The sequence below is a fragment of the Lysobacter sp. Soil_N_51 genome (genome assembly GCF_057655755.1).
Genome location: NZ_JBDGLR010000007.1, coordinates 180,276 through 193,650 on the forward strand (window position 1 = coordinate 180,276; position 13,375 = coordinate 193,650).

Annotated in this window: 11 protein-coding genes; 7 read left to right on the forward strand and 4 right to left on the reverse strand. The window is 66.4% G+C overall.

From position 1 onward, the window contains the following. Window positions 1-2 precede the first annotated feature (2 nt). The 4 genes from AC3A4T_RS15020 to AC3A4T_RS15035 form a co-directional block, all read right to left on the reverse strand. Window positions 3-737 (reverse strand): methyltransferase family protein, encoded by a 735-nt coding sequence (locus tag AC3A4T_RS15020; protein ID WP_487676103.1) that lies wholly within the window; start codon window positions 735-737, stop codon window positions 3-5. 156 nt (window positions 738-893) lie between these two features. Beyond that, a complete protein-coding gene (locus tag AC3A4T_RS15025) occupies window positions 894-2,096 on the reverse strand; it encodes an acetyl-CoA C-acyltransferase (RefSeq protein WP_487676104.1) in 1,203 nt (400 codons plus the stop codon). Window positions 2,097-2,195: 99 nt separating this feature from the next. Continuing rightward, window positions 2,196-4,571, reverse strand: a complete 2,376-nt coding sequence (locus tag AC3A4T_RS15030) for a 3-hydroxyacyl-CoA dehydrogenase/enoyl-CoA hydratase family protein (RefSeq protein WP_487676105.1) — start codon at window positions 4,569-4,571, stop codon at window positions 2,196-2,198. 160 nt (window positions 4,572-4,731) lie between these two features. After that, on the reverse strand, window positions 4,732-5,352 hold the full coding sequence (locus tag AC3A4T_RS15035; protein WP_056107846.1) for a TetR/AcrR family transcriptional regulator: 621 nt from the start codon (window positions 5,350-5,352) through the stop codon (window positions 4,732-4,734). Between the two features lie 341 nt (window positions 5,353-5,693). Between AC3A4T_RS15035 and ndk the strand changes: the two genes are divergently transcribed. The 7 genes from ndk (at window position 5,694) to der (ending at window position 13,000) form a co-directional block, all read left to right on the forward strand. Continuing rightward, the gene (gene ndk, locus AC3A4T_RS15040; RefSeq protein WP_046656439.1) at window positions 5,694-6,119 is read left to right on the forward strand and encodes a nucleoside-diphosphate kinase; all 426 of its coding nucleotides are present in this window, start codon (window positions 5,694-5,696) and stop codon (window positions 6,117-6,119) included. A 204-nt stretch (window positions 6,120-6,323) separates the two neighbouring features. Beyond that, window positions 6,324-7,493 carry a dual-specificity RNA methyltransferase RlmN gene (gene rlmN / locus AC3A4T_RS15045; RefSeq protein WP_487676274.1) on the forward strand — a complete coding sequence of 390 codons (1,170 nt, stop codon included), beginning with the start codon at window positions 6,324-6,326 and terminating at the stop codon, window positions 7,491-7,493. A gap of 4 nt (window positions 7,494-7,497) precedes the next feature. Then, the gene (gene pilW / locus AC3A4T_RS15050) at window positions 7,498-8,355 is read left to right on the forward strand and encodes a type IV pilus biogenesis/stability protein PilW (protein ID WP_487676106.1); all 858 of its coding nucleotides are present in this window, start codon (window positions 7,498-7,500) and stop codon (window positions 8,353-8,355) included. Beyond that, window positions 8,352-9,176, forward strand: coding sequence for a RodZ domain-containing protein (locus tag AC3A4T_RS15055; protein ID WP_487676107.1), 825 nt, complete (start codon window positions 8,352-8,354; stop codon window positions 9,174-9,176). Before pilW ends, AC3A4T_RS15055 begins: the two co-directional genes overlap by 4 nt. A 135-nt stretch (window positions 9,177-9,311) precedes the next feature. Then, a complete protein-coding gene (locus AC3A4T_RS15060) occupies window positions 9,312-9,941 on the forward strand; it encodes a YfgM family protein (RefSeq protein WP_215498519.1) in 630 nt (209 codons plus the stop codon). A gap of 2 nt (window positions 9,942-9,943) precedes the next feature. After that, window positions 9,944-11,179: an outer membrane protein assembly factor BamB gene (gene bamB, locus AC3A4T_RS15065; RefSeq protein WP_487676108.1), complete on the forward strand. Its 1,236-nt coding sequence runs from the start codon at window positions 9,944-9,946 to the stop codon at window positions 11,177-11,179. A 420-nt stretch (window positions 11,180-11,599) separates the two neighbouring features. Then, window positions 11,600-13,000 carry a ribosome biogenesis GTPase Der gene (gene der / locus AC3A4T_RS15070; RefSeq protein ID WP_487676109.1) on the forward strand — a complete coding sequence of 467 codons (1,401 nt, stop codon included), beginning with the start codon at window positions 11,600-11,602 and terminating at the stop codon, window positions 12,998-13,000. Window positions 13,001-13,375 lie beyond the last annotated feature (375 nt).

The following is a 13,375-nucleotide window of genomic DNA, read 5'->3' on the forward strand; positions in this document are numbered from 1 at the left end:
GCTCAGAACAGCCCCGGTATCAGCCACCAACTGCGCCGCTTGTACGCCGCCCACTGCGGATAGCGCGACATGCTCGCCTCTTTCATTGCCATGTTCACCGCGAACAGGCCCAGCCAGACCCAGGCCAGCACCACGACCGGCAGCCAATGCCAGACCATCAGCGCGAAGCTGCCGTAGATCATGATCTCGCCCAGATAGTTCGGATGGCGCACATAGCGGAACATGCCGTCGCTGATCAGGCCGCTACGCACGCGCAAGCTGAAGTATTTCTGCGCATCGGCGGCGATCATGATCGTACAGCCGAGAATGCACAGGCTGATGCACAGACAAAACCAGACCGCGTCCGGCAACGGATACTCCGGTTGCGACGCGCCTGAAATCAGCAGCCAGCCGAACACCCAGTACCAGGCCAGCACGCTCGCGAACGCGTTGATCCCGCCGCCGATCGTCACCTTGACCTGCCAACTCGGATCGGGAAACGCCAGGTCCTTGATGATCCAGACCAGGCCGTAGCTGCCGTGCATCGCCAGATAGATCCACGCGGCCGTCGAAGTGTTGTGGTAGTAGCCGATCAACGCGCCGAGAAACACGAAGGTGCCGGCCTTCTGGAAATTGACCACCCAGGCGAGTTTCCACGGCCGCGGGCCGCCGAGAAAATCCTGCGACAGATAGGTGGTGAGACGACGCATCGCGACCGCCCATCCCGGAGCGGCGTAAGGCAGGGCTGAGTCGCTCATGAGTGGCTCCGGACAGGCGCGGGTCGATGCGCGCCATCCCATCATGCCGGCCGCGCGCGGCACAGGGCGAATTCGGCCAGATGCGAAGGAAAAATCGGACACACAAAAAACCCCGGGTTGCCCGGGGTTTCTTGCTGACGCTGACGAACGTTCGGCTTACAGTGACTCGAACACGCCCGCCGCGCCCATGCCGGTGCCGATGCACATCGTTACCAGGCCGTACTTCTGCTTGCGACGCTGCAGGCCATGCACGATCGTCGCGGTGCGGATCGCGCCGGTTGCACCGAGCGGGTGGCCGAGCGCGATCGCGCCGCCGAGCGGGTTGACCTTGGACGGGTCGAGTTCGCTGTCGCGGATCACCGCCAGCGCCTGCGCGGCGAAGGCTTCGTTGAGTTCGATCCAGTCGATCTGGTCCTTGGTCAGGCCGGCCTGCTTGAGCGCCTTCGGAATCGCCGCGATCGGGCCGATGCCCATCACTTCCGGACGCACGCCGGCGACCGAGAAGCTGACGAAACGCGCGAGCGGAGTCAGCCCGTAGTCCTTCACCGCCTGGCCCGAAGCCAGCAACACCGCCGCGGCGCCGTCGCTCATCTGCGAGCTGGTGCCGGCGGTGACGCTGCCGCCGAACTGGCCGTTGCGGAACACCGGCTTGAGCTTGGCCAGCGCTTCCAGCGACGCGTCCGGACGCGGGCCTTCGTCGAGTTCGACCAGGGTCTTGCGCAGCTTGATCAGGTTGCCGGACAGATCGGGCTGATGCGAAATCACTTCATACGGGCTGATCTCGCTTTTGAACTCGCCGGCCTGCTGCGCGGCGATCGCCTTCTGGTGCGAGGCCAGCGCGAACGCGTCCTGATCCTCGCGCGAGATATTCCATTCCTCGGCCACCTTCTCGGCGGTGATGCCCATGCCGTAGGCGATGGCGACGTGGTCGTCGTTGAACACCGACGGCGACAGCGCGACCTTGTTGCCCATCATCGGCACCATCGACATCGACTCGGTGCCGCCGGCCAGCATCAGGTCGGAATTGCCCAGGCGAATCTCGTTGGCCGCCAGCGCCACGGCCTGCAGGCCGGAGGAGCAGAAACGGTTGATGGTCTGGGCAGCGATGGTGTTGGGCAGGCCGGCCAGCAGCACGCCGATGCGCGCCACGTTCATGCCTTGCTCGCCCTCGGGCATGGCGCAGCCGATGATCGCGTCGTCGATGCGGTTGACGTCGATGCCCGGCGCCTGCGCGATGACCGACTTGAGCACATGCGCGAGCATGTCGTCGGGACGGGTATTGCGGAACACGCCGCGCGGGGCCTTGCCGACCGGGGTGCGGGTGGCGGCGACGATGTAGGCGTCTTGAACTTGCTTCATGTGCTTTCTCCGAAAGCGGGATTCGGGATTAGGGATTCGGGATTAGGGGAGAGGATTCGGAATTCGCTTTTGCGAATCCCGAATCTCGAATCACCAATCTCAGTTCCTCAGCGGCTTGCCGGTCTTGAGCATGTGCGCGATGCGCTCCTGGGTCTTGGGCATCTGCGCCAGCGCCACGAAGTGTTCGCGCTCGAGCTTGAGCAGCCATTCCTCGTCGACCAGTGCGTTGCGGTCGACTTCGCCGCCGCAGATCACGGTGGCGATGCGGGTCGCGATTTCGTAGTCGTGCGGCGAGATGAAGCGGCCTTCGAGCATGTTGACCAGCATCATCTTGAAGGTCGCGATGCCGACGTCGCCGGCGACCTGGATGCGACGCGCCGGCAGCGGCGGGCGGTAGCCGCTTTCGGCCAACGCGCGCGCCTGGGCCTTGGCCACGTGCAGCAGTTCGAAGGCGTTGAACACGACGCGGTCGCCGTCGCGGGCGAGCTTGAGTTCGCGCGCTTCGAACGCCGAGGTCGAGACCTTGCCCATCGCCACGCTTTCGAACGCGGTCTTGAGTTCGGCGAACACGTCGCCGCCCGGACCGGCCGCTTCGGACGCGCGCACCGCGAATTCCTTCAGACCGCCGCCGGCCGGCAGCAGACCGACGCCGGCCTCGACCAGGCCGATGTAGCTTTCCAGCGCGAACACCGTGCGCGCCGAATGCATCTGGAATTCGCAACCGCCGCCCAGCGCGAGACCGCGCACCGCCGCGACCACCGGCACCAGCGAGTACTTGATGCGCTGACTGGTGGCCTGGAAGTTGGCGACCATCGCCTCGAAACCCTTCAGGTCGCCGGCCTGCAGCAGGCCCAGCGCGCCGGACAGATCCGCGCCGGCCGAGAAGGGTTCCTTCGGCTGCCAGATCACCACGCCCTTGAACTTCTTCTCGGCGATGCCGATCGCTTCCTGGATGCCGTTGAGCACATGGTCGTTGACCGTGTGCATCTTGGTCTTGAAGCTGATCACCGCGATGTCGTCGCCGTCGTCGGCCCACAGGCGGATGCCGTCGTTCTCGAACACGGTCTGGCCCTGCGAGAACTTCTCGCCGATCAGCGCATCGGGGAAGCGCTGGCGCGCGTACACCGGGTTGGACGAACGCGGCACCTGGGCGTTGCGGCCCGGGCTGTAGCTGCCGTCCTTGTTATGTACGCCGTCGCGGCCGTCGAACACCCAGTTCGGCAACGGCGCATTGGCCATGGCCTTGCCGGCGACGATGTCCTCGGCGATCCAGTCGGCGACCTGCTTCCAGCCCGCGGCCTGCCAGGTTTCGAACGGGCCGAGCGACCAGCCGTAGCCCCAGCGCATGGCGAAATCGACATCGCGCGCGGTGTCGGCGATCGACTCCAGATGGAAGGCGCTGTAGTGGAAGCTGTCGCGGAACACCGCCCACAGGAACTGCGCTTGCGGGTTGGTGCTGGCGCGCAGCGCGGCGAATTTCTTGGCCGGATCCTTTTCTTTCAGCAGCGCGGCGATGTCGGCATCGAGTTCGCCGGCCGAGACGCGGTAATCCTGCGCCTTCAGATCCAGCACCAGGATGTCCTTGCCCTTCTTGGTGTAGAAACCCGCGCCGGCCTTCTGGCCCAGCGCGCCTTTCTCGACCAGCGCGGTCAGCCACTTGGGCGACTTGAAGTACTGGTGCCACGGATCGTCGGGCAGGGTGTCGCCCATGGTCTTGATGACGTGGGCCATCGTGTCCAGGCCGACCACGTCGGCGGTGCGATAGGTCGCCGACTTCGGACGGCCGATCGCCGGGCCGGTCAGCGCGTCGACGGTGTCGAAGCCCAGGCCGAACTGTTCGGTGTGGTGCATCGCCGCCAGCATCGAGAACACGCCGACGCGGTTGCCGATGAAGTTCGGGGTGTCCTTGGCGATCACCACGCCCTTGCCCAGGGTGGTGGTCAGGAAGGTCTCGAGGCCTTCCAGCACGGCCGCGTCGGTGCTCTTGGCCGGGATCAGTTCGGCCAGGTGCATGTAGCGCGGCGGATTGAAGAAATGCACGCCGAGGAAGCGGTGGCGCAGTTTTTCCGGCAGCACTTCGGCGAGCTTGTTGATGCCCAGGCCGGAGGTGTTGGAGGCCAGTACGGCGTGGTCGGGCACGTGGTCGGCGATCTTCTTGTACAGGTCCTGCTTCCAGTCCATGCGTTCGGCGATCGCTTCGATCACCAGGTCGCAGTCGCGCAGCAGTTCCAGGCCGGTGTCGTAGTTGGCGGCGGTCAGGCGCTCGGCCAGGGCCTTGCTGGCCAGCGGCGCCGGGCTGAGCTTGGCCAGGTTGGCGATGGCCTTGTCGACGATGCCGTTGGGCGCGCCTTCCTTGGCGGCCAGGTCGAACAGGACCGTGTCGACGCCGGCATTGGTGAGGTGCGCGGCGATCTGGGCGCCCATGACGCCGGCCCCGAGGACCGCGGCGCGACGGACTAGCAATTGGTTGGACATCGTCTACAACTCCTTGAAGGAATTCGAGAATCTTGGGACGTGGCGAGGGGAGGGACGTGCTCGGCGAGAACGTGCTGCTCGCGAGCGGGCGGGTTTACCGGGCCGGGGCACTGGGCACTCCGGCGGCGTCGGTCCCCGCCGGGACCGGCGCCTGCGTCGCTCAGCTCTTGAAGCCGGCGGCGGCGAAACGGATCAGTTCGCGGGCGGCGCGTTCACGATGCGCCGCCTCGGTGACACCGGCGGGACGCTTGATCAGGCCGAAGTCGGCCATGGCGTAGGTCAGCGAGCCGGCCAGGAAATCCAGGCGCCAGTACAGCTCTTCCTTGCTCAGGCCCGGCACCGCCACGGCGATGGCCTTGGCGAACTCGCGCAGCACGTGGCCGTAATGGTCGGACAGGAACTTACGCAGGCTGTCGTTCTTTTCGGCGTAGGCGCGGGCGATCACCCGCACGAAGGCGCCGCCGCCGTTGCGGTCCTGGGCCAGGGCCAGGGCGGGCTGGACGAACGCGGCCAGGATCGGCTCGAGCTCGCCCGGATGCGCGTCCACCGCGGCCTTGAGTGCGCTCATGCGCTGCTCGGTCATCTCGTCCATGCGCCGGCGGAACACCTCGTTGACCAGGTTTTCCTTGCTGCCGAAGTGATAGTTGACCGCGGCGATATTGACGTCGGCGCGGCTGGTGACCTGGCGCAGCGAGGTGCCGGTGAAGCCGAACTGGGCGAACAGCTCTTCGGCGGCGCCGAGGATGCGGTCCTTGGTCGAGAAATGAGCGGTGGTGGTCATGCGGTCGGTCGGACTCCGGGAGCAGGGGATGGCCTTGGTACCGGCCTGGGCGCCAGTCTTGAAGCGGCGGCATGAATCAAACGCTTGTTTGATGCTAGTCCGCGGGGTGCGGGCGCGTCAATCGTGACCGCCGAGATTCGGGATTCGCGATTCGGGATTCGCCAAAGCAGGCCGGCCCGCGGCTTGCGTTTGCCGCTGGCGAATCCCGAATCCCCACTCCCGAATCACCGCCTTTACATGTAGAATTACGGGAGCCATATCGGCTAAACCCGCGTCCTGTCGCGGGTTTTCTGTTATTCTCAGGGCCGACCGTAAGCGGCCCGCCTACCCGGAGACTTTCCATGGCGCTGGAGCGCACCCTGTCCATCATCAAGCCCGACGCCGTCGCCAAGAACGTCATCGGCGAGATCTATTCCCGTTTCGAAAAGGCCGGCCTGAAGGTCGTCGCTTCCAAGATGAAGCAGCTGTCGAAGCAGGAAGCCGAAGGTTTCTACGCGGTCCATCGCGAGCGTCCGTTCTTCGCCGCCCTGGTCGAGTTCATGATCAGCGGCCCGGTGATGATCCAGGCGCTGCAGGGCGAGAACGCCGTGCTCAAGCACCGCGACCTGATGGGCGCCACCAATCCGAAGGACGCCGCGCCGGGCACCATCCGCGCCGACTTCGCCGACAGCATCGACGCCAACGCCGTGCACGGTTCGGACAGCCTGGAGAACGCCGCGATCGAAATCGCGTACTTCTTCCCGGCCACCGACGTGTACGCGCGCTAAGCCGCACGCCCATCGAGCAATGCAGTGAACGATATCCGCGACAACCCCAACGACCTTCCGCTGCTCGGCGACACGCCCTCGACGGAAGCCGTTGCGCGCGCGCCGATCGCGATCACGCAAGTCGACGGTTCCAACGTCGACCGCTCGAACAGTGAAAGCACCAACGTTGAAAGCGCGAAGGCGCCGGCTTCGGCCGGCGTCTTCGTGCCCGACAACGGCAAGACCAATCTGTTCGATCTCGACCGCACCCAGCTCGAGGATTTCTTCGAGCAGACCCTGGGCGAGAAGCGCTACCGCGCGCACCAGGTGATGAAGTGGATCCATCACCGCTACGTCACCGATTTCCACGACATGACCGACCTGGGCAAGGTGTTGCGCGCCAAGCTCGAAGAGCACGCGCAAGTGCGCGCGCCGATGGTCATTTTCGACAAGCCTTCCACCGACGGCACCCACAAGTGGCTGCTCGGCATGGACGCCAAGAACGCCATCGAGGCGGTGTTCATTCCCGACAAGGGTCGCGGCACGCTGTGCGTGTCCTCGCAGGTCGGTTGCGCCTTGAACTGCCAGTTCTGTTCGACCGCGACCCAGGGCTTCAACCGCAACCTGTCGACCGCCGAGATCATCGGCCAGGTCTGGGTCGCGGCGCGTCACCTCGGCAATGTCCCGCACCAGCAGCGCAAGCTCACCAACGTGGTGATGATGGGCATGGGCGAGCCGCTGATGAATTTCGACAACGTCGTGCGCGCCATGAGCATCATGCGCGACGACCTGGGCTACGGCCTGGCCAACAAGCGCGTGACCCTGTCGACCGCAGGCATGGTGCCGATGATCGACAAGCTCGGCGAAGTCAGCGACGTGTCGCTGGCGGTGTCGCTGCACGCGGCCAACGACGAGCTGCGCAGCGAGCTGGTGCCGCTCAACAAGAAATACCCGATCGAACAGCTGATGGAAGCCTGCGTGCGCTACGCGTTGCGCAAGCGCGGCACCTCGGTGACGTTCGAATACACCTTGATGAAGGGCGTCAACGACCAGCCGACCCACGCGCGGCAACTGGTGCGGCTGATGCGCCAGTTCGACAACGCGGTGCAGATGAAGGACGCGGCCAAGGTCAACCTGATCCCGTTCAACCCGTTCCCGGGCACCCGCTTCGAGCGCCCCGACGAAGTCGCGATCCGCGCGTTCCAGAAGCTGCTCAACGATGCCGGCATGATCGCGCCGGTGCGCCGCACGCGCGGCGACGACATCGATGCGGCCTGCGGCCAGCTCAAGGGCCAGGTCATGGACCGCACCCGGCGCCAGGCCGAATTCCGCAAGCAACTGCAGGCCCAGGGCCTGAGCCAATCCGACGGGAGCGTCGGCGATGCCGCGGCTTGATTCCGTGCGGTCCGTTTCGACCCGCCGCAACGCTCCGGCCCGCGCACGCGTACTGCGCCTGCTGGCCCTGCTGACCCTGATCGTGTTCGCCACCGTCGCCTGCAACCGGCTCAGCTTCATTCGGCCGAAGATGGACCGCAAAGGCTTCAAGCAGACCGCGGTGGAGTACGACGTCGGCGATCGGCGCAAGGCGCCCGACGGCGCGGCCGCCGCGCAGGGCCGGGTCCAGTCGGCGCAGCGTTACCTGGAAGCCGGCGACCGCGACAAGGCCCGCTCCGAACTCAAGCAGGCGCTGCAGATCGATTCCAAATCGGCCGAGGCCTACAGCCTGATGGCGGTCATGGCCGAGATGGACGGCAAGACCGCCGAGGCCGGCGGCTACTACCGCAAGGCCGCCGAGTACGCGCCCGATCGCGGCGCCGCGCTCAACAACTACGGCGTGTGGCTGTGCGACAACAACCGCGCGGCCGAGGCGATGAGCTATTTCGACCGCACCCTGGCCGATCCGCGCTACGGCAGTCCGGCGGTGGCGCTGGCCAACAGCGGCGCCTGCGCCGACAAGCTCGGCCAGAACGATCGCGCCGACCGCGACCTGCGCCTGGCGCTGTCGCTCGATCCCAAATCCACGCTCGCGCTGAGCGCGATGGCCAATCGTCAGTTGCGCCTGGGCAATGCGTTCGAAGCGCGGGCGTTTTCTGAACGGCGACTGGCCATTGAGCCTATTTCAGCTGAAGCGCTGATGACTGCGTCACAAATCGAACAAAAACTCGGCGACACGGCTGCCGCCGCGAGATACGTTCAGCGAATGAGGGCGGAGTTCCCTGACACGCAGGGCTCCGGAATAGGGGATGGCGGTAAGTGATGATGCAGTCGAACGAATTCGCGCCTGAAGGCAGCGGAAGCTGCGGCGCGCGTCTCAAGCAGGCCCGCGAAGCCGCGGGGCTGTCCGTGGAAGACGTGGCCGCGCGGCTGAAAATGCCGGCGCGCGTCGTGCATTCCCTGGAAAACGACGACATCGCCAGCATGGGCGCGCCGGTGTTCGTGCGCGGGCAGTTGCGCAGCTATGCGCGGCTGGTCGGCATCGACCTGGAAAGCCAGCTCAGCGGCACGTCGGTCGCTTCGACCGCGCCGTCCGAACTCGTCAGCCACACCCACACCCCGCGCTATCGCCGCGTGTTCGAACAGACCACGCGCCGCGCCGTCTACATCGTCATGACCGCGGCCATCGCGGTGCCGATCTGGATCGCGACCCGTCATCCGGCCAGCAATTCCACCGTGCAGTCGCTGGACATGGCGGCGGTCGCGCCGGGCGCGGCCAGCACCGCGTTGCCGGCCGCGCAGCCGTCGTCGGCCACGCCGCCGCAGCGCACCCCGATCACCGCCTCGATCATGCCGTCCCCGGCCGCGGCCGTGCCAGCTAAGACCCTGGTGCTGAAGTTCAGCGGCGACAGCTGGGTGCAGATCGTCGGCGTCGACGGCAGCAAACTCGAAGAAGGCATCCTCGGCTCCGGCCAGGAGCGCAGCTACGGCCCGGGCGAAGTCGCCAGCGTGCGTCTGGGCAACACCGCCGCGGTCGAAGTCAGCGCCGCCGGCCAACCGCTCGATCTGGCGCCGTTCAGCCGCGCGAACGTCGCGCGCTTTACGCTATCCTCTGACGGTTCCCTCGCGCCAGTCTCCGACTGATCCGCGCCGCGGGTCCGCGAACACCTTCATCGGCCCGACGCTGCATCGAGTGCGGCATCGGGCCGGTCCATTACGGCCCATCCTCGCGCGTTGCGCGGCGCTGGGGCGTTCAAGTCAGCTTAGCGACGGCGCATCATGGCGATAGACGACCTGCTCGACGAACACGAACAAAGCGAACGCGTGCTGGCGTGGTTGCGCGCCAACGGCGCCGGCCTGATCGGCGGCATCGCCCTCGGCCTGGCCGCGATCGGCGGCTGGAAATGGTGGGGCAACCACCAGCTCGAAGAACACGGCAAGGCCGCGGCGCAGTTCCAGGCCGCCGCCGATGCGGTCGAAGCCAAGGACAAGACCGCCGCGGCCAAGGTCAAGGCGCTGCCGGCCGGGACCTACCAGACCCTGGCCCAGCTCGACCTGGCCAAGTCGCAGGTCGACAGCGACCAGCGCGACGCCGCGATCGCCACCTTGCGCAGCATCAAGACCGAAGACGCCGCGATCGCCGAGATCGTCAACCAGCGTCTGGCGCGTCTGCTGATCGACGCCAAGCAGCCGGCCGAAGCGGTCAAGCTGCTCGACAAATCGACCTCGCCGATGGCGATCGAGGTGCGCGGCGACGCGCAGTTCGCGCTCGGCAAGAGCGAGCTGGCCCGCAACGACTACAGCGCCGCGCTCGGCAAGCTCGACGAGGCTTCGCAGCGTCGCCGTCTGCTCGAACTCAAGCTCATTGAAGCCGGCGGCACGCCGGCCAAGCCCGAGGCCAAATCTTGAAGATGAAGCAAGCTCAGAAGACCGGTCGCAACCTGCGTCCGGCCGTTCGCGTCGCCGCGGTGGTGCTGTGCGCGTTCGCGCTGGCCGGCTGCTCCACGGTCAAGGGTTGGTTCGGCGGCAAGAAGAAGGACGACGGCAAGCCCAACGAGCCGGCCGAACTCAGCGATTTCACCGCCAGCGTCAAGGTCGACAAGATCTGGTCGGCCAACGCCGGCAAGGGCGAGGACCGCATCGGCGTGCGCCAGGGCCCGGTCGTGGCCGATGGCCGCGTCTACGCCGCGGCGATCAAGGGCGGCGTGCACGCCTACGATCTGCAGACCGGCAAGCAGGTCTGGGAATACATCCCCAAGCGCAAGGACAAGGACAAGAAGGACAAGGACATCAGCCTGTCCGGCGGCCCCGGCGCGGGCGATGGCCTGGTCGTGATCGGCGGCCTGGACGGCGAAGTGATCGCGCTCGATGCCGCCACCGGCGCCGAAAAGTGGACCGCCAAAGTCACCAACGAAGTCATCGCCGCGCCGGCGATCGGCCTGGGCATGGTGTTCGTGCGTTCCAACGACGGCCGGGTGACCGCGTTCGACGCCGCCAGCGGCGAGCGTCGCTGGTTCTGGACCCATGAAGTGCCGATGCTGTCGTTGCGCGGCAACGGTTCGCCGACGCTCGGCCCGGGCTTCGTGTTCGTCGGCAACGACGACGGCACGATCAGCGCGCTGGCCGCCAGCGACGGCCGTCCGACCTGGGACCAGCCGGTCGCGCAGCCCGAAGGCCGCAGCGAACTCGACCGCATGGCCGACGTCGACGGCACCCCGGTGCTGGACGGCACCGTGCTGTACGCGAGCAGCTTCAAGAAGCAGACCGTCGCCATCGACGCCCCGAGCGGCCGTCCGATCTGGGTCAGCGAACACGGCGGCGCGGGCCGCGTCGGCGTGGCCAGCGATCGCCTGATCGTCAGCGACCCGGCCGGCACCGTCTACGGTCTGGACCGTTCGAGCGGCAGCGCGCTGTGGTCGCAGCCCTCGCTGGCGCGCCGCAACCTGACCGGCGCGGCCGTGCAGGGCGACTACGCGGTGGTCGGCGATTTCGACGGCTACATCCACTGGATGAAGCTCGACACCGGCGAGTTCGCCGCGCGCGAGCGTGTTGGCGGCAAGTCGCTGCGGGCCGCTCCGGTGGTCGCCGACGGCGTGCTGATCGTGCAGAACGTCAAGGGCGAGCTGACGGCGTTCAAGCTGCAGTGAAGCCGGGATTCGAGATTTGGGATTCGGGATTGGCAAGAGCCCAGGGCTAGTCGCCTGCGATATCGGCTAGTGGACCCGCCTGAGGAATCACGCGGCCCGGATCGGCTGAGCCGACCCGGGCCGTTCGATATTGAGGGCTTCATTGCCCGCTGTGGGCCGTAAAGCCGTGGGTTTTAGTTTCACCGATTGTCCTGGCGGCGGCGAACAAGAGCTTGTACAAGCCACGCAGCCGCTAACCCCGAGTTTTAAGCCGCGAACCCCCGTGCCTGGGCTGTTTTACCGACGCCTTGCCGGCCGCTCTGGCACTATGTACGCCACATCGATTCAACAACCCTGGTCGCAGCCAGTGGGCGCAACGCCCCTCCACGCTGCGCGGTTGCGAATCCCGAATCTCCAATCCCGAATCCTGGCTCCTCAAACATGCTCCCCCTAGTCGCCCTCGTTGGCCGCCCCAACGTAGGAAAATCCACACTGTTCAACGCCCTCACGCGTACCCGCGACGCGCTCGTCCATGACGAACCCGGCGTCACCCGCGATCGCCACTACGGCGTGTGCCGGCCCGAGGGCCAGCGCCCGTTCGCGATCGTGGACACCGGCGGCATGGCCGGCGTGGACGAAGGCCTGGCCGGCGCGACCGCGCGCCAGGCCCGTTCCGCCGCCGAGGAGGCCGATTTGGTCCTGTTCGTGGTCGACGGCCGCGAAGGCGCGTCCGCGCTGGACGACGAAATCCTCGCCTGGCTGCGCAAGACCGCGCGGCCGACCCTGCTGGTGGTCAACAAGACCGACGGCCTCGACGCGCGTCAGGCGATCAACGATTTCGCCCGTTACGGCATCCGCGACGCGATCGCGGTGTCGTCGGCGCATCGTCAGGGCATCGACGAACTGCTGGCCGAGGTCTATAGCCGTCTGCCCGAAGAGGGCACGACCACCGAGCTCGACAACGATCCCAAGCGCATGCGCGTGGCCTTCATCGGCCGCCCGAACGTGGGCAAGTCGACCCTGGTCAATCGCCTGCTCGGCGAGGAACGCATGATCGCCTCCGAAGTGCCGGGCACCACCCGCGATTCGGTCGCGATCGACATGGAACGCGACGGCCGCCTGTACCGCCTGGTCGACACCGCCGGCGTGCGACGCAAGGCGCGGGTCGAGGAAGCGGTCGAGAAGTTCTCGATCATCAAGACCCTGCAGGCGATCGAAAACTGCCAGGTCGCGGTGGTCATGCTCGACGCCGGCGAAGGCGTGACCGATCAGGACGCCAGCGTGCTCGGTTACGCGCTCGACTCCGGCCGGGCCCTGGTGGTGGCGGTCAACAAATGGGACGGGCAGACCGAATACCAGCGCCAGCAGACCGAGAACCTGCTCAAGCGCAAGCTAGCCTTCGTCGAGTGGGCCGAACCGGTGCGGATCAGCGCCAAGCACGGCTCCGGCCTGCGCGAGTTGTTCTCCGCGATCCATCGCGCGCACGCCTCGGCGACCACCGAGATCGGCACCAGCGAAGTCACCAAGGCGATGGAAGTCGCCTACGAAACCAACCCGCCACCGGTGGTGCGCGGGCACGTGGCCAAGCTGCGCTTCGCCCATCCGGCCGGCTTGAACCCACCGACCTTCGTCGTCCACGGCACCCGCCTGCGCACGCTCAGCGACAGCTATAAGCGCTATCTGGAAAACTTCTTCCGTAAGCGCTTCAAGCTGGTCGGCACGCCGGTGCGCTTCATCTTCAAGGACAGCAGCAACCCGTACGAAGGCAAGAAGAACGTGCTGACCGAACGGCAGGTGGCGAAGAAGAAGCGTCTGATCCGGCATGTGAAGCGCGGCAAGTAAGGCCGGCGGCTCCGGCGGGTGCGTTGCCGCTCGACGCTGCGTCGCGTCTCGTGTCGGGGCTGAAGCCCCTCCCACAAAAAACCTCGCGGCTTGCGAGGTTTTTTGTTTTTGGGTCCGATTCGCGAATCGCTGTTCCCGGTTCCCGATTGCCGCGATTTTCCGTCCTGTCGACAATCAGCTTCGTCAGCCGCTCGCGCCGCAGCCGACCAATCAAGACACTGCGAGGCCACGAGGTCTTTTGTGGGAGGGGCTTCAGCCCCGACACGAAACCTCGCCGACGACAGGGGCATGAAGTCAGATCGATCTTCAGGCGCCGCGAATCAGCGCACTCCATGCGACAACCGCCACCGTGCCGGCCTGAGCCAGCAGGCACAA